Origin of the sequence: Bradyrhizobium centrolobii, from assembly GCF_001641635.1 — a bacterium.
GTDB classification, from domain to species: domain Bacteria; phylum Pseudomonadota; class Alphaproteobacteria; order Rhizobiales; family Xanthobacteraceae; genus Bradyrhizobium; species Bradyrhizobium centrolobii.
Genome location: NZ_LUUB01000049.1, coordinates 28,950 through 44,833, shown reverse-complemented (window position 1 = coordinate 44,833; position 15,884 = coordinate 28,950). Strand labels below are relative to the sequence as shown.

The following is a 15,884-nucleotide window of genomic DNA, read 5'->3' as shown; positions in this document are numbered from 1 at the left end:
TGTGGCAGGCAGGGTTTGGCTCGGCGATGAAAGGGGCCGTGAGGAGCGATCACGCAACCCGTCCACGCCTTCCTCGCGGAAGCGCTTGACCCATTTGGCAACCGTTTTCGCTGTCACGTTGAACTGGAGCGCGGCTGCGGCCTTCGTAAGGCCACCTTCGACCACACTCCGCACCATGGCCTCTCGACCTTTCGGCGTCAGAGGCGCATTCTTATGGGTGTCCATTCGGTTCTCCCCTCGGAATCTGAAGCTTCAGCAACCTCAGCTTCCTCGGTCAGGGCCGAATGGACAACCTCCTGAAAGCTCACATCTAGCCGGAGCCGTGGGTGAGCGACAAGCCGTCGCTACGCGGGCGCGCGTGCGGGAGGCGCAACGGGCTCAGGCGCAGCCTGCTCCGCAGCTTCCTCCCGCCGGCGCGACACCAGGCGTTTGCCGAATTCGCGGCGCAACAGCCACAAGCTCATGGCAGCCTGCAGCGTGGTCGCTGCGATCGACAAATACCAGACGTGCTCCATCCGAAAGCCGGGCCGCGTCGAGAGCCAGATCGCCGGCAACGCATACGTGAAGACTCGCATCGCGGAACTCCACAGCACCGGCTTGGTGTTGCCGAGGCCCTGGAACATGCTGGAGCAGGTGAAGATCAGCCCCTGCGCCACCATGTTGAACGAGATGATCCGCAGGAAAAGCAAGGCGACTGCCATGGTCTCCCGATCGTTCGAGAAGCCGGCGAGCAACAGCCCGGGCTTGAGTTGCGCGAGAAGCGTGAAGGCGATCATCACGGCGGTGCCGATCAGCGCCGCCTTGACGAAGGTCTCCCGCACGCGATCGCTATTCCCGGCGCCGAAATTCTGGCCGGCGATCGGCCCTGCGGCGAGGGCTATGGCGAGCGCCGGCATCTGGATCAAGCCCAGGACGCGTGTCCCGATGCCAAATCCCGCCTGCGCTGCCGGGCCGAAATCGCGCAGTACGTAATAGACCACGGCCATGAAGATGAAGATCATCGCAAACTCGCCGCCGGCAGGCAGGCCGACATTGAGGATCCTCTTCCATTGCCGGAGCTGCGGGCGCCATTGCGCGGGATGGAAGGCGACGTAGCGCTCCAATTTAAGGAAATACACCAGCAGCATCAGCACGCCGATGAAGACGGCGATCGAGCTTGCAAGGCCTGCGCCGGCGACACCGAGCGCGTGTCCGGTGCCCCAGCCCATGATCAGGACCGGCGCCAGCGCGATATTGATGATCACGGCAAGCGCCTGCACCAGCATGCTCGGCCGCACGATGCCGGTGGCCCGCAGCGCGGACGCCATCACCTGCGTGGCGAATTGCAGCGCAAGCGCCGGCATGAACCAGAGAAGATAGGTGGTACCGGCTTCAATGGTGGTCTCGTCAGCGGCAATCGAGCGCATGTAGCGGCGCGACAGCGCAAAGCCCGCGAGCAACGTCGCTAGCCCGAATAGCGCCGACAGGACGACCGACTGGTTGAAAACGAGATTGGCGTCGCCGCGGTCCTTGCGCCCGACGGCGTGCGCGATCAACGCAACCGTGCCGACGCCGAGCACCTGCATCAGGGCATTGACGAGAAAGCCCGCGTTGCCGGCCGCGGCGACGCCCGCAACGGCCGCCTCGCCCAGTCCCGAGACAAAGTACAGGTCGACCAGTTGGCAGATCATGATCGTGATCATGCCGACCACGATCGGGGGCGCCATGCTCAGGATGTGGCTCACAACGGAGCCGCGTGTCAGGTCCTTCATGTCAGTCCATCCTTGACGCATTCCTTGGCGGCGCGGCTTCCGGAGACCGTTCCGTTAGCCACGCCGCCATCCTCATTCCGCTGCTGCGATGTGCCCGAGCTCCACCACCTGGCGCTCGAACAGGCCGCGATAGATGCCGCCCGGCTTGCCTGCGAGCACGGCGTGAGTGCCCTGCTCGACGATCTTGCCGCGGTCGAACACCAGGATGCGATCGAGGCCGCGCACCGTTGAGAGCCGGTGCGCGATCACGATCGAGGTCCGCCCCTTCATCAGCCGCTCCATCGCCTGCTGGATGAGCGCCTCCGATTCCGAATCGAGGCTCGAGGTCGCCTCGTCCAGGATCAGCACCGGCGCGTCGGCCAGGAAGGCGCGTGCCAGCGCCACGCGCTGCCGCTCGCCGCCCGACAGCTTCACGCCACGCTCGCCGACCAGCGTGCCGTAACCCTTGGGCAGGCGCAGGATGAAGTCGTGCGCATTCGCCAGCCGCGCCGCCTGCTCGATCGCCTCCATGCTGGCGCCGGGCCGGCCATATGCGATGTTCTCGGCGAGCGAGCGATGAAACAGGATCGGGTCCTGCTGCACGATCGCGATCTGGCTGCGCAGCGACTGCTGCGTGGCCAGCGCGATGTCCTGGCCGTCGATCAGCACGCGGCCGCCGGTGACGTCATAGAGCCGCTGCACCAGCTTGACGAAGGTCGTCTTGCCGGAGCCGGAGCGGCCGACGAGGCCGACCCGTTCGCCGGCGCGGATCGTCACTGACAGCCCGTCGTACAGCGGCGCGCGATAGCCGCCATAGTGGAACGTGACGTCGTCGAACACGATCTCGCCGCCCTCGATCGCGATCGGCCACGCGTCAGCCGCATCGGCAATGCCGATCGCCTCGTCATGGATCGCCACCAGCTCCTCCATGTCGTTGACCGAGCGCTGGAGGTTGTTGATGTGCATGCCGACGTCGCGCAGATAGGCGTGGATGACGTAGTAGCTGGTCAGCACATAGGTGACGTCGCCGGGCGAAGCGCGCCCCGACATCCACAGCAGGACCGAGCCACCGATCACCGACGCACGCAGGCATAGCAGCAGCGAGAGCTGCGACAGCGCGGTGTAGTTGTAGCGCAGCCAGGTCCGCCGCACGCGCACGCGCCAGCGGTTGACGACGCGGGCGAGCCGGGTGTCCTCGCGCGCTTCGGCGCCGAAGGATTTCACCACCGCATTGCATGTCAGCGCGTCCGCGAGCGTGCCGCCGACCTTGGTGTCCCAGGCGTTGGAGACGCGCGCGGCCGGCGCGATGTAGCGCGTTGAGAACAGCACCGTCATCGCAACATAGAGCACCGCGCCGAGCGCGATCACGAGGCCGAGCGAGGCCCAGTGCACCCCGAGCAGGATCATCGACCCGATCAGCACCAGCAGCGAGGGCGCGAGCGCCATCAGGATGGTGTCGTTCAACAGGTCGAGCGCCCACATGCCGCGGGTGATCTTGCGCACCGTGGAGCCCGCAAACGAGTTGGCGTGCCAGTCGGTCGAGAAGCGCTGCACGCGCATGAAGGCATCCTGCGCGACATCGGACATGATCTTCAGCGAGAACGGCACGATCGCCTGCAGCCCGGTCAACCGCAGCACCATTGAGGCCGCGCCGAGCGCCACGATCGCGCCGAATGCGACCAGCGCGGCGTGACGCGCGTCCGGGTCGGACGGGCCGCGCGTCAGCGCATCGACCAGATGCCCCGAGAACACCGGCATGAACAGGTCGGCGATGGTCGCGCCTAGCAGTCCGCCGGCGACGACGAGGCCACGCCCCGGCTGCTTCAGCCAGTGCCGGAACACGAAGGGCAGCACCACGCGTATCGCCGCGGACTTTTTTGATAGAGCGGTCATGGCATCATCCGGCCGCTTTTGCCGCGGGCCGGCTCCATCGATGGACGCATGCCGGCCACGAAGGCCGAAACGGCGTCACTTAAGATTGGCTTTGATTTGGGAAGCGGAGCGATCGGGACGCTTGGCCGAAACCTTGGCCCAATCGAAGCTGGCGGAAAAGGCCTCTAAAAGGCCGAGCACATACCGAGCCAGAACATCATCGAGCGCGGGCGTGCGATCTGCGAATGCGACGAAATCATGCAAATCCCTCCCCGGTTCGATTGAATGAGGTGCACTTTATAGATGCGTCAGGTTTGATTTGCAACACGGCTCGCGCGAGATCGCGCGCGAGTGTTGCAAATTGAGCGCTTCGCCGGCGATTTGATCTCCGCTGTCATGCCCCGCGAAGGCGGGGCATCCAGTACGCCGCGGCTCCTCGGTTCTAGCTGCGCGGCCTCTGGAATACTGGATCGCCCGCCTGCGCGGGCGATGACAGCGCGCATGAGGCCTTTAATGCGCGTCGCCGCCGGCGCCGAACGGCGAAGCCGGCTTGTTCAGCAGCGTGACCAGGACGCTGAGGCCCAGATAGAACAGCGTCAGCATGAAGAAGGCATCGCCGAAGCTCATCACCACGGCCTGGCGGTGCACGATCTGGCTGAGCTGCTTCATCGCCATCAGTGTGGAATCGCCAAGTCCCTGGAACTTCTGCATGAACATGTTCAGGGTTTCGGTCGCGGTGGCATTGCCCCAGGTCACGCGCTCCTGCAGACGCGTGATGTGCAGGTCGGTGCGGTCGTTGAGAACGGTGTTGATGACGGCAAGCCCGACCGCGCCGCCGAGATTGCGCATCAGGTTGAACAGTCCGGACGCGTTCTTCACCCGGTCCGGCGCCAGCGTGCCGAGCGCGATGTTGTTGGTCGGCACCATCGCGAACATCATGCCGATGCCGCGCAGGATCTGCGGTATCAGGAGCTCGTAGAAGTCGAACTCGCGCGTGATCCAGGTCATCTGGTAGGAGCCGATCGCGAACACGATCAGGCCGAACGCGATCATGTAGCGCATGTCGAGCGACGCCATGAGCCGGCCGACCAGCGGCGCGACCAGGAACATGGTGATGCCGGAAACGAACATGGTCTCACCGATCATCAGCGCGCTGTAGCCGCGCACTTCCGCGAGATAGCGCGGATAGATGTAGGTCAGGCCGTAGAGGCCGATGCCGATGCAGAATTGCAGCGTGCAGCCGACGGCGAAATTGCGGTTGGTGAAGGTGCGCAGATTGACGATCGGCTCGGCCGCCGTCAGCACGCGCCAGAAGAAGGCGATCCCTGAGACCGCGCAGACCGCGGTGCAGATCGCAACCGAGGTGTCCTGGAGCCATTCATACTGCGGGCCTTCCTCCAGCACATATTCCAGCGCGCCGAGGAAGCCCGCCATAAAGATCAGGCCCCACCAGTCGAAACGTTCGAGCAGCTCGAAATGCGGCTCGTCGAAATCGACCAGCGCCAGCACGCCGATGGTGATGCCGATGCCGGGAATGACGTTGATGAAGAACAACCAGTTCCACGACATCGCGTCGGTGATGTAGCCGCCGACCGTCGGTCCGATGGTCGGCGCCAGTGTCGCGACGAGGCCGATGATGGGACCGACGACGTGGAATTTGGAACGGGGAAATACCGTGTAGGCCGAGGCGAACACCGTCGGGATCATGCCGGCGCCGAGAAAGCCCTGGAGCGCGCGCCAGAGGATCATCTCCTCGCTCGTGGTGGCGAAGCCGCAGAGCAGGCTCGAGAAGGTGAAGCCGGCGGACGAGATCGCGAACAACAGCCGCGTGCCGAAGGCGCGCGACAAGAATCCCGACAGCGGGATCGCGATCACTTCGGCGATCAGATAGGCGGTTTGGACCCAGGAGACCTCACTTGAGCTCGCCGACAGGCCCGCCTGGATCTCGCTCAGGGACGCCGAGACGATCTGGATGTCCAGGATCGACATGAACATCCCGAACACCATGATGATGAAGGCGAACAGCCGCTTCGGCGCGATGCGCTCCGAAGCGGGGTTCGCCATCATGGCAGGTGAAGCGGTCGTGGCGTTGGCCATGGTGTCAGCTCTGACTCAAGCCGCGAGTTCGGTACACCTCTCCCCATCGGGGAGAGCTCGCGTAGCGCCGGGTGAGGGGCTCAGGTCCCACGAGAGAGCGAAACCCCTCACCCGGATCGCATCTAGCGATGCGATCCGACCTCTCCCTGCGGGAGAGGTGAAGGACGAAGCGGCGCTCGCGCTGAGCATCATGATCCACCCGCGCTACTGCGGATGGATCATGGTGGGATCGTCGAGATCGATCTCGTCGTCGGCGTCGGCCGCGCCCTTGTTGGTGTCGACGGTCGCGTAGACCGACATGCCCGCTCGGAGCAGGTTCTGCCTGGCGACCGATTTCGGCACGCGGATGCGGACCGGCACGCGCTGCACGATCTTGGTGAAGTTGCCGGTGGCGTTGTCCGGCGGCAGCAGCGTGAACACCGAGCCCGCGCCCGCCGCGATGCTGTCGACCACGCCGCTGAACTTGCGCATGCCGTAGGCATCGACCTTGATCGTCACGGGCTGGCCGGGGCGGATGCGCTTGAGCTGGGTTTCCTTGAAGTTGGCGTCGATATAGACCGCGTCGAGCGGCACGATATTGCCCAAACGCTGGCCGACCGCGACGAAGTCGCCGATGTTGACGAGGCGGTTGGAGAATGTGCCGTCGACCGGCGCGCGCACCGCGGTGAAACTGAGATCACGCTCGGCCTTGGTGAGCGAGGTCTTGAGCTCGGCGAGTTGCGCCTGCGCTTCGGCCTGCTGCGCCTTGGCGACGTCGACATTGCTGACCGCGACGTCGTAGGCGGCCTGCGCGGCCTTGACCGCGGCGGCGCCCTGGTCGCGTCCGGCTTCCGAGGTCTCGAACGTGGCACGCGAGGCAAAGCCCTTGTTGCTCAGCGCCTGCTGGCGCTCGTAGTCGAGATCGGCGCGCTTGAGGCCCGCCTCGGCAGATACGAGCTGCGCCTTGGCCTGCGCGACCTGGCTGTCGAGCGCCGCGACCTGACGGCCGATGCGATCGATGGTGGCCTGCTGGGTCGCGATCTTGGTCGCGGCGGCATCGACGGCGATCTTGTAGTCGCCGTCGTCGATGCGGAAGACGGTGTCGCCAGCGTGCACCAGAGTGTTGTCACCGGCGAGGATCGAGGAGATGTGGCCGGCGACACGCGCACCCAGCATGGTGTTGTTGGCGCGGACATAGGCGTCGTCGGTCGAGACGTAGAAGCGGCCGATCAGCGTGTAGTAGCCGGCATAGCTCGCCGCCGCGAGCGCCAGCAGGAGGCCGACGCCCATCAGGACGAATTTGCGCTTGCCGGATTTGGGAGCACCGGCCTGAGGCGCGCCGGGCGCCGGTGCGTTGGGGGCCGGCTTGTCGGTCACGGGAGTCTCCGGCACCTCGACGGTGTGGCGCTTGGTTTCCTCGACCACGCGGGAGCGCAACTGCTCGGCCAGCGCGGCGGACTTCTCGGTCACAACCTCCCCACCCGTCTGCTCCGGTGTGTGGTCGGACGCTTGGTCCAGGGAGTCCTGGCGAAGGACGCGCGCAGCCTGGTCTCTCGATGCGGCCATAAAGGCCTCCCCAATGAAAAAACGCGAGCCGGGACGCGCCACCGTGCGGCCCAGCCCCTCTCTCGCCGATATCATTGACCGAACGGTTCGGTCAATCTAAATAGTTCCCTACGAAGGACCCTACTGGCCCGAATCCTTTCTTTGGGTTTTCCATGGTCCGGAATCGGTCTAAGCCCGGACAAAACCTTTCGAGAAACTAAACCAATGGTTGCAGTCGACCGCGAACATCTGCGTCTTGTCTCCGAAGAGGACAGCTCCAAGCGCCGCCAGATCCTGGACGGCGCCCGCAAGGTGTTCATGGACCTCGGTTTCGACGGCGCCAGCATGGGCGAGATCGCGCGGGCCGCCGCCGTCTCCAAGGGCACACTCTACGTCTATTTCGCCGACAAATGCGCGCTGTTCGAGGCAATCCTCGAGCAGGAGGCGCTCCAGCACGGCCAGGTTGTGTTCAATTTCGATCCCTCGCGGGATGCCGAGACCACGCTGAAGGAGTTCGGCTCGGCCTACATCCATCTGCTCTGCCGTCCAGGTGGCGGATCAGCGATCCGCACCGTGATGGCAATTGCCGAGCGCATGCCGGACGTCGGCCGCCGCTACTACGCACGTGTGCTCGACAAGACCATCAACCGGCTCGCCGAATATCTCACGGCCCATGTTGCCTCGGGCGATCTCAAGATCGACGATTGCGACCTCGCCGCCTCGCAGTTCATGGAATTGTGCAAGGCGTCGCTGTTCCTGCCCTTCGTCTTCCAGGCCGCCCCCGCGCCGTCGGAGGAACGCATGACCGAGGTGGTCGACAGCGCGACGCGGATGTTTCTGGCGGCGTACCGGAGAAAGTGAGAACGGCAAGGCCGTAGGGCGGGCAAAGGCGCGATAGCGCCGTGCCCACCATGCACCCGCACCGGACGATAGAATTGGTGGGCACGTGGAGCCTGTTATCGGGCGCGCATTCGCGCGACGTGGTGGCTTTGTCCATCCCACGGCTGCTTTGCGCATGGCGTACGTCTAACCACGTCATTGCGAGCGCACACCGCGTGACGCTATAAATAAGCCATGTCCCGCGATCTTTGCCTTCACCGCACGCCCGTCGACGTTCTCAACTACGAGATCGTCCAGGAGCAGGCGTCTGCGTTCGGGCGGATGGGGCGAGCGCTGGAACAAGCCATTGCGCGCTTGCGCGAATTCGATGCCGCCCATGCGGCCTCGGACGCGCCGGCATCGACACGGCAGGCACGGCGCGCCCTGGTGATGGAAGCCGGCCACGCGCTCTGGATGTTCGTGGTGCAGCGGGAAGCCTGCGGCATGTGCGACAGCCGCCCCGTCATGCGCGACTACAACGTTCCCAGCGAAGTGCAGCGCTGCATGGGGCTGGTCCCGGCGCCGTCAACGCGCACCGCAAAACTCAGGTCATGATCACCCTCGGTCGCCATCGCGCGCTTGTGGGCGACGCCTGGAGCGAGCTGGCTGTCCGCACCGCGATTCAAGATATCGTTTCCGATGCCATCGCTGATTTCCATCCCGAGACGTTTTGGCCCGGTCACCCCGGCGACGATTGGGTGGGAGACGGTAACCCCAGTTTCTACTATGGCGCGGCAGGTGTCATCTGGGCGCTCGACTATTTGCATCGTGTCGGCGCGAGCCTTGTCGCTAAAGACTTTCGCCCGGTGCTGCCGAAGCTCCTGGAACGGACAATCGCCAGGTTCGAGAGCAATTCGCCGGCCGGTTACGCCAAACATGGCTCGCTGCTTTTTGGCGACATGGGGGCCGGACTGCTCGCCATGCGTCTTGCTCCCACGCCGAGCCTGGCCGATCTCGTGCATGAGCGCGCGGAAGCAAATATCGGGCTCCCGATCCGTGAACTGATGTGGGGCATGCCCGGATCCATGCTGGCCGCGATCCACATGGCCGAGATGACACGAGAGCCGCGATGGCGCGGGCTCTTCGAAGTACAGGCGGCCCGGCTGTTGGCCGATCTGGAGGAGACGCCCCACGGTCCGCTCTGGACCCAGGATCTTTACGGCGCCAAAGACCGCTGGCTTGGGCCCGTACACGGCTTCGCCGGCAATGTCATTCCGTTGTTGCGCGGATGGAACTGGTTGACGCCGGCGCAGCGGGCGCAGGTGGCCGATTTTGTGCCGAAGACCCTCGCAGCGAATGCGTGGCGCTCTGAGGTCGGAACAAATTGGGGCGCGAAAAGCAAACGCGAGACACCGCCGACCTTGTGTCAGCACTGCCACGGCGCACCCGGCATGGTGACGACATTTGCCGACGCGCCGTTCGCGACACCTGACTTTGACGAACTTCTCTTGGATGCCGGCCGGTTCACCTGGGCCGCTGGACCGCTCACCAAGGGTTCGAACCTATGCCACGGCACCGGCGGGAACGGCTACGCATTCCTCAAACTTTACCGGCGCACAAACGATCCGGTCTGGCTCGACCGTGCACGCCAATTCGCCATGACGGCCATCGCCCAGTATCGCGGCGCCAAGGTCGTCGTTAACCGCGGACGCTATTCGCTTTGGACCGGCGACGTCGGCCTGGCGATATACCTTTGGGACTGCATCACGAGCGAGCCGCGCTTCCCGACGATCGAAATATTCTGATCCAAGGTGTGGCGATTCGTGGTGCTGCGGCAGGCGTGCGGCCTGCGCGACAGCCGCCCCGTCATGTGCGACTACAACGTGCCGGACGAGGTGCAGCGCTGCGTGGGGCTGGTTCCCGCCACGTCGGTGCGGACCGCAAAGTGACTTGCTGAGTTCGACAATCGCATGCGCACAGGCGCCCTACTCGTCCTCGAACTCGTCTTCCTCGTTGACCTTAGCGCGCTTGCTCTTGTGACCGAGCGAGCCCGTCACGTAGGGATCGCGCGTGTTGGCGTAGGGATTACGCTGCTGCGCGCGGGCGGCGACTTCCTCGCCGGAGACGGCGGCCGGCTGGCAGATCAGCCCGCGGCTGGCGCGGCGCATCAGATCCACATGGATGTGATCGTAGTGATAGACGTTGGAGCCCGGCGCCAGCACGGTGGTGAAATGTGCGCACGCGCCTGATTGCACGTCGCGCAAAAAGCCCTGTTCTTCCGGCAGGCCGCGCCAGCCGTCCTTCACCGTAACGCGCCGGCCGTCGGCGAGCACGAAGGCGGCGATGTCGAGCGCATTGCCGAAGGCATGCTCGGAAATGTGAGCGTGCGGATTGCCGTTCATGCCGCGGCAGGAATAGGCGGAGATCTGCTTGATCTCAACCACGCGTTGACCGAACCAGCGCGTCGCCGACGGCTGTACGGTGTCGGCGAGCCAGCGGTCGAGCTCGGACACGATCGGACAGGCGAGCGTCGCGGTCGGCTTCACTGCGACGGGACCAACTGCGGTGACGGGATTGCCTTGCGCGGGACCAAGGCGCGGCAGCGGCTGTTGCACGGGCGCCTGCGAGTACGGCGCCGGCCGCGCTGGATAGCTCGGCGCGTTCATGTAGCGCGCCGCTCCGGCCGCATCGGTGCCTTCCGGCGGCAGGTCGATCTCATCCTCCTCCGGCGCCACGCCGGGCGCGCTGAGCGAGATCGGGCCGGATGACGTGCCATAGCCGGAGGGCTGGCGCGCGGCGCTCTCGGGATAGTTCGAACGCTGCGGATAGCCGGATGCGGCGGGATAAGGCCGGCTTTGCGGATAGTTCGACTGCGGCTGCGTCACCGGCCAGCGCGGCTGGTTGCCGATGCTCGCGGGTGGGCGCAATTCCTCGTCGACAAAGCCATAGCTGCTCGAGGCTTCGCCGATGGCGGCGACCTTCAGCGGAAATTCTGCGCCGCAGGCGCCGGGACCGGAAATCGGCTCGATGCGCACGATAACCGGGCTCTCCTTCACCGCGCCCGACTTCAGGCACGCGGCCTCCGCCTCGGCCCGCCACGGTTCGCGTTCGGCCTGGAACCAGCCGCGTCCGCAACCCGCAAGCGAAACAAGGACGATGGAGCCGACGAGATACAAACGAACTCCGCGCGTCATGCACGCACGTTCGGTGAATTTACTTAAAGACTCTTCAACGTGTTGATTTCAGCCTTCGTTAACCATGCCGGCGCAGCGCGCAGCGGATGAGCGGCAGCAGGGCTGCCTTTTTCCGAAGGAGACTCCCTGTTAACCATACGGGTTGCTCCCAAAGCGACGCGAGCAGCGGGAGCATCCCAAGGAGCAATGTCATGACGTTCGTCGGAAGACTGAGCGGTGTCATTGCATACCTTGCCATGGCCTTTGTCGCCGCCATCGTGCTCGGCGTGATCTAGAAGCGTTTAACCGACCGCATCACAGGCTTGCCCGGCCGCTCCGGACTACCCGGCCGCCGGGCGTTCTGTTGTGTTCAGAAATTCGAGCACGATGATCCGGTATCTCCGCCGATCCCGAAGTCGTGGCAGACCAGACCGGGATTGTCGGGATCCGGGAGCGCCCTGGCTCACCCATGTAGCCGCTGTGACCTTCATCACAGAAGGCGGGACCGGCGCGACGTAGGGTCGAACCAAGCTCAGGTCGTCACCGACTTCAGCCCATATCGGGACCACGCTTTTCGGGAGGTCGTCATGAACAAGCTCTATGTCGCCACCGCGGCGCTCTTCCTCGCCTCGACTGCCGTCGCGCATGCCGGAAGCTCGATCTCCTTCCAGATCGACGGCCAGCACATCCGCATCGAGACGCCGCGCAACTGCGCTTCGCTCGACTGCGTGAGCATCATCGCGCCCGGCCTGTCGAACAAGCGGATCAAGCTGAACAACATCAACCTCAACGGCCTCGGCTCCAGGGACGATGACGACGACACCATGCCGGCTACGACGACCGCGCAGCCCGCGCCGGCTCCGGTGCAGCAGGCACCGGTGCAGGTGACTGCGCCAGCCGCGCCCGCCGTCACTCAGCCCACCGCGCCGGCGACGACAGTTGCCGCGGCGCCGTCCGTCAGCTCCGACACGACAACGCAGCCTGCGCCTATGGCCGCGCCCGTCGCGACTGCTCCGGCTCCGGTTGCCGCCGCGCCTGCGCCGAGCACGCCGGTCGGTGTGTGGGCCACCGAAGAGGACCAGGGCAATGTCCGCGTCGAGCAGTGCGGTGCCAATCTCTGCGGCTATGCCGAGAAGACCAATGAGCGGATCCTGATCAACATGAGGCCCGAGGGCTCCACGTGGAGCGGCCGCATCCACGATCCCGACTCCGGCCGCAACTATGACTCCACGATCGCGATGAAGGGCCCGAACCTGTTGCGCGTGCAGGCTGCGCCTTCGGCGGCATGTTCTTCGGCGGCCAGACCTGGAAGCGCGTGAGCTGACGCCATCACCGTCGTTCCGGGTTCGCGACTTCGTCGCGTCCCGGAATGACGAACAAGAATAAAGGGTGAGACGCTACGTTCTCGACACAGGACGTAGCCTTTGAACGTTCCATACTCCCGTGCGACAGATGTTCATCCGCCATTCAGCCGGCCCCGGCTGAAATCGGTTGATCTCGCCTCGCGTTCTCACCGGGACTTCATTGTGACATTCATGGTGGCTTGGCGCCGCTTCGTGTTCGCGCTCACGCTGCTGGCGTTGCCGCTGGCCGGCGCAAGCATGGCGTTCGCATCCGATACGATCGTGGTTGCGCAGGCTCAAACGCAGCCGCTCGCACAGCCGACATCCGAGCCCTCCCCAAGCCCCGTCGCCTCGCCGACACCGGCGCCTGATGCACAGCCCGCCGCCGAGGAACCGATCGGCAACGTCGCGACGGTGACCGGAATCGCCACCGTGATCCGCGACAAGAACTCCTATCCGCTGAAGGTCCGCGACGACATCTACCTCAACGACGTCGTGCAGACCGCCTCGAACTCCTCGCTCGGCATCACCTTCAACGATTCCACCACGTTCAATCTCTCGGCCAGCGCCAAGATCACCATCGACAATTACGTCTACGAGGACGGCGGCAAGCAGAACGCCGCGATCTTCGACATCGGCAAGGGCACGGTCGCCTTCGTCGCCGCGGCCGTGGCCAAGACCGGCGACATGAAGATCACGACGCCGACGGCGACGCTCGGCATCCGCGGCACCACCGGCGTCGTCGACGTGCCGGCGAACGCGAGCGCGACGGGAGCGACTGCGAACAACGTCAACATCAAGCTCTATCCCGATGCCGACGGCCGGGTCGGACATATCGATGTCAACGACCGCACCAGCGGCACGCGGCTCGGCGCGCTGACGCAGGCCGCGAGCGGCTTTGCGATCCGGCCAGGTGCGGGCGGCCCCGGCGGCATGCGCTTCGCCGCAGTGCCGATCACGATCGCGCCGCAGCAGGTCGCGCGCGACCGCGCCTTCGTGAGTCAGGTGCATCTGGCGCAGACCACGGGCCGGCAGATCGTCACCGAGCAGCGCGACTTCCGCCGCGCCAATCCGGCTGCGATCCCGCGCATCCCGCGGCCGCTCCAGCAGCAGCGTCCAACAACAGCGCCGGGCCAGCAACCGCAGCGGCCGAACGGCCTGCCCGGTCAGAACCGCCCGGGTCAGCAGCAGCCGGGCACGCCGAACCAGCAAGGCCCGCAGCAGCAGCAACGGCAAGGCTCGCAGCCACCGCAACAGCGGCAAGGACAGGGCGGCGCGGTGCAACCGGGCGCACCGCGCACGGGCCAGGGGCAGCAGCAACAAGGCCAGCCGCAACAAGGTCAACAGCAGCAGGGCCGGCAGCGGCAAGGCCGGCAGCCGGGTGCGGGACAGCCGGCGGGCCTGCCGCGCGCCGGTCAAGGCACGCAGCCGGGCGGCGCGCCGCAAACGCAGCCGCCGCGCAGCGGACAAACTCCATCGCAGCCCGGCACGGCGCCGCAGCCGCAAACGCCGCGCACCGGATTGCAGCCAGGCCAACCGGCACCGCCGCCCGCGCCTCAGCAACCAGGCGGCATCCAGCGCCAGGGCGGATTCCAGCAGCGTCTGCCCGGAGCGCAACGGCCCGGCGCGCCGCGCAAGCCGGCGCCGACTCCGAAGGAAAAGAAGGAAAGGCGGTAGCGAACTCGCAGCGTCGTTCATTACGCGCCGCGAGTTCGCTTCCCTTCTCCCCTTGTGGGAGAAGGTGGCGCGCAGCGCCGGATGAGGGGTTGCTTCAGCGAAATGTAGCGCGCAGATCGTCCTTGCTCACGCCTCGCCGCGCAGCCAGGCCCTCACCTTTTGCAACAGGCCATGCCGCAGCTCCTCGACGGACGCCGCTTCTGCGGCCGTCAGCGTCTGCATCGCGGCGTCGACATCATCGACGGCGAGCGGTGGCGTGGCCTCGGCATCGGCCGACGCGAGGCCCGCGGCGGCGAGCGCGATCGGACCCGTCTGCGTCAGGAAGGCGCGCTCATATTCGCGCGACAGGCGCGCGATCGCATCGTCGAGCGGCAGCCAATCGACCGCCTTGATGTCGTTCGTCAGCTTGCGGACGGGAGCGCCCTCGGCCTCCATCCGCCAGAAATGCACGACCTTGGCGCGCCCTCCGGACTGGTAGACGAGCGTGCCCAGGAATTCGTGGATGGCGACATCATGGCCGGTCTCCTCCAGCACCTCGCGGTGCGCGGCCTCTTTCGGCGTCTCGCCATCGTCGAGCTTGCCCTTGGGCAAGACCCATTCATTGCGCTTGCGCTGGCGCACGATTGCAACCAGCGGCGTCGCCCCACGCCGCAACACAATACCACCCGCCGCAAGTACCGACGCTCGCGCCATCACTCAACTACCCGTCGTGTCGTCGAATCGTCCCCGCGGACGATATAGGCGGCCGACACGGCGGATTGAAGGCTACTTTTTTCTGAGTAGCGCTTGACCCGCGCGGATGCGCGTGCCCTCGGCAATGCCATCGCAGAAGGTAAAATCGCCGGGCGCGAGGATGATGATCGTCGAGCCGTGCTCGAACCAGCCGAGCTCCTCGCCCTTCGTCACGTTGACGTCGCACGGGAAATTGACCGCGCCCTGCGTCTGCGCGTTCAGCACCATGTCGAGGAAGTGCAAGCGGATGCTCGCGACCAGGATCGCGGCAACCGGCACCAGCGTCACGGCTTCGCCGGTCGACAGATGTGTGCGGATCACTGCGCGCTCGTTCTTGCAGAACAGGCGCTCGACGCGCTTCAGCGCGATCGGGTTGACGTTCCAGACATCGCCATGGATCAGCGTGACGCGCTCGATATGCGCGTCATAGGGCGCATGGAAGCGGTGATACATGCTCGAGGTCAGCCGCAGCGTGACGAAGGAGCCGTTGCGGTGCTGATCGACCAGGGCCGAGTCGCCGACGAGGTCGAGCAGCGAATAGGGCGCGCCCTTGACCTGGAACAGCTCGGTGTCGGCGATCCGGCCGTGGGCGCCGACGATGCCGTCCGATGGGCTCGCGACAACCGCAGAATCGGGATCGAACGGCCGCAGGCCCGGCTTGAGCTCACGCGTAAAACAGTCGTGCAGGCTCTTGAAGTGGGTCTTGCGTGCCTCCGACAGATCGAGGTCGGAGAACAGCTTCCACAGCGCGATCGAGCCGTCCCGCACCAGCGGGTTCTCGATCTTGGAGAACCAGCCCATGAATCGGGTCAGGGCCGCGCGGGGGATGCGGTTGGTCAGCAGGAAGTTGATGTCTTCCTGCTGGGTGAAAGAGGCGATGAGGGCTTTGACTGTCATGAATCTGTCAGCTGGTAGGG

Annotated in this window: 14 protein-coding genes and 1 pseudogene; 6 read left to right on the top strand and 9 right to left on the bottom strand. The window is 65.4% G+C overall.

Annotation, left to right across the window (positions count from 1 at the left end; genetic code table 11):
- The 6 genes from AYJ54_RS47150 to AYJ54_RS13390 all read right to left on the bottom strand — a co-directional run.
- A partial coding sequence (locus AYJ54_RS47150) for a leucine zipper domain-containing protein (RefSeq protein ID WP_145929183.1) occupies window positions 1-225 on the bottom strand: 225 nt, incomplete at its 3' end.
- 119 nt (window positions 226-344) lie between these two features.
- Window positions 345-1,751, bottom strand: coding sequence for an MATE family efflux transporter (locus tag AYJ54_RS13405; RefSeq protein ID WP_063699377.1), 1,407 nt, complete (start codon window positions 1,749-1,751; stop codon window positions 345-347).
- A gap of 72 nt (window positions 1,752-1,823) precedes the next feature.
- Window positions 1,824-3,623, bottom strand: coding sequence for an ABC transporter ATP-binding protein (locus AYJ54_RS13400; RefSeq protein WP_063699376.1), 1,800 nt, complete (start codon window positions 3,621-3,623; stop codon window positions 1,824-1,826).
- 75 nt (window positions 3,624-3,698) lie between these two features.
- Window positions 3,699-3,866 (bottom strand): hypothetical protein, encoded by a 168-nt coding sequence (locus AYJ54_RS50660; protein ID WP_161491850.1) that lies wholly within the window; start codon window positions 3,864-3,866, stop codon window positions 3,699-3,701.
- 246 nt (window positions 3,867-4,112) lie between these two features.
- Complete coding sequence (locus tag AYJ54_RS13395) at window positions 4,113-5,699, bottom strand: DHA2 family efflux MFS transporter permease subunit (protein WP_063699375.1); 1,587 nt, start codon at window positions 5,697-5,699, stop codon at window positions 4,113-4,115.
- A 204-nt stretch (window positions 5,700-5,903) separates the two neighbouring features.
- Window positions 5,904-7,244, bottom strand: a complete 1,341-nt coding sequence (locus AYJ54_RS13390) for an HlyD family secretion protein (protein WP_063699374.1) — start codon at window positions 7,242-7,244, stop codon at window positions 5,904-5,906.
- A 204-nt stretch (window positions 7,245-7,448) separates the two neighbouring features.
- Between AYJ54_RS13390 and AYJ54_RS13385 the strand changes: the two genes are divergently transcribed.
- From AYJ54_RS13385 to AYJ54_RS53480, 4 genes are all read left to right on the top strand, one after another.
- A complete protein-coding gene (locus AYJ54_RS13385) occupies window positions 7,449-8,084 on the top strand; it encodes a TetR/AcrR family transcriptional regulator (RefSeq protein WP_063699373.1) in 636 nt (211 codons plus the stop codon).
- A gap of 213 nt (window positions 8,085-8,297) precedes the next feature.
- Window positions 8,298-8,657, top strand: a complete 360-nt coding sequence (locus tag AYJ54_RS13380; RefSeq protein WP_063699372.1) for a DUF6665 family protein — start codon at window positions 8,298-8,300, stop codon at window positions 8,655-8,657.
- On the top strand, window positions 8,654-9,847 hold the full coding sequence (locus AYJ54_RS13375; protein ID WP_063699371.1) for a lanthionine synthetase C family protein: 1,194 nt from the start codon (window positions 8,654-8,656) through the stop codon (window positions 9,845-9,847). Before AYJ54_RS13380 ends, AYJ54_RS13375 begins: the two co-directional genes overlap by 4 nt.
- A gap of 18 nt (window positions 9,848-9,865) precedes the next feature.
- Window positions 9,866-9,991 (top strand): hypothetical protein, encoded by a 126-nt coding sequence (locus AYJ54_RS53480; RefSeq protein ID WP_283808657.1) that lies wholly within the window; start codon window positions 9,866-9,868, stop codon window positions 9,989-9,991.
- A 36-nt stretch (window positions 9,992-10,027) separates the two neighbouring features.
- On the opposite strand, the gene AYJ54_RS13370 is transcribed toward AYJ54_RS53480, so the two are convergent.
- The gene (locus tag AYJ54_RS13370) at window positions 10,028-11,236 is read right to left on the bottom strand and encodes an extensin-like domain-containing protein (protein ID WP_063699370.1); all 1,209 of its coding nucleotides are present in this window, start codon (window positions 11,234-11,236) and stop codon (window positions 10,028-10,030) included.
- A gap of 566 nt (window positions 11,237-11,802) precedes the next feature.
- On the opposite strand from AYJ54_RS13370, the pseudogene AYJ54_RS13365 reads away from it, so the two are divergent.
- Window positions 11,803-12,539, top strand: a pseudogene (locus tag AYJ54_RS13365) (DUF2147 domain-containing protein).
- Between the two features lie 211 nt (window positions 12,540-12,750).
- Window positions 12,751-14,235, top strand: a complete 1,485-nt coding sequence (locus AYJ54_RS13360) for a FecR domain-containing protein (protein WP_063699369.1) — start codon at window positions 12,751-12,753, stop codon at window positions 14,233-14,235.
- A 126-nt stretch (window positions 14,236-14,361) separates the two neighbouring features.
- Here AYJ54_RS13360 and AYJ54_RS13355 read toward each other — a convergent pair whose 3' ends face one another.
- Complete coding sequence (locus tag AYJ54_RS13355) at window positions 14,362-14,928, bottom strand: NUDIX hydrolase (protein WP_063699368.1); 567 nt, start codon at window positions 14,926-14,928, stop codon at window positions 14,362-14,364.
- Between the two features lie 72 nt (window positions 14,929-15,000).
- Window positions 15,001-15,864, bottom strand: a complete 864-nt coding sequence (asd, locus tag AYJ54_RS13350) for an archaetidylserine decarboxylase (protein WP_063699367.1) — start codon at window positions 15,862-15,864, stop codon at window positions 15,001-15,003.
- Between the last annotated feature and the right edge of the window lie 20 nt (window positions 15,865-15,884).

What these genes read in the sequence shown, in the direction of transcription:
- AYJ54_RS13405 (WP_063699377.1), bottom strand. Translation starts at nt 1,751, where the DNA reads ATGAAGGACCTGACACGCGGCTCCGTTGTGAGCCACATCCTGAGCATG.
- AYJ54_RS13400 (WP_063699376.1), bottom strand. Translation starts at nt 3,623, where the DNA reads ATGACCGCTCTATCAAAAAAGTCCGCGGCGATACGCGTGGTGCTGCCC.
- AYJ54_RS13395 (WP_063699375.1), bottom strand. Translation starts at nt 5,699, where the DNA reads ATGGCCAACGCCACGACCGCTTCACCTGCCATGATGGCGAACCCCGCT.
- AYJ54_RS13390 (WP_063699374.1), bottom strand. Translation starts at nt 7,244, where the DNA reads ATGGCCGCATCGAGAGACCAGGCTGCGCGCGTCCTTCGCCAGGACTCC.
- AYJ54_RS13385 (WP_063699373.1), top strand. Translation starts at nt 7,449, where the DNA reads ATGGTTGCAGTCGACCGCGAACATCTGCGTCTTGTCTCCGAAGAGGAC.
- AYJ54_RS13380 (WP_063699372.1), top strand. Translation starts at nt 8,298, where the DNA reads ATGTCCCGCGATCTTTGCCTTCACCGCACGCCCGTCGACGTTCTCAAC.
- AYJ54_RS13375 (WP_063699371.1), top strand. Translation starts at nt 8,654, where the DNA reads ATGATCACCCTCGGTCGCCATCGCGCGCTTGTGGGCGACGCCTGGAGC.
- AYJ54_RS13370 (WP_063699370.1), bottom strand. Translation starts at nt 11,236, where the DNA reads ATGACGCGCGGAGTTCGTTTGTATCTCGTCGGCTCCATCGTCCTTGTT.
- AYJ54_RS13360 (WP_063699369.1), top strand. Translation starts at nt 12,751, where the DNA reads ATGGTGGCTTGGCGCCGCTTCGTGTTCGCGCTCACGCTGCTGGCGTTG.
- AYJ54_RS13355 (WP_063699368.1), bottom strand. Translation starts at nt 14,928, where the DNA reads ATGGCGCGAGCGTCGGTACTTGCGGCGGGTGGTATTGTGTTGCGGCGT.
- asd (WP_063699367.1), bottom strand. Translation starts at nt 15,864, where the DNA reads ATGACAGTCAAAGCCCTCATCGCCTCTTTCACCCAGCAGGAAGACATC.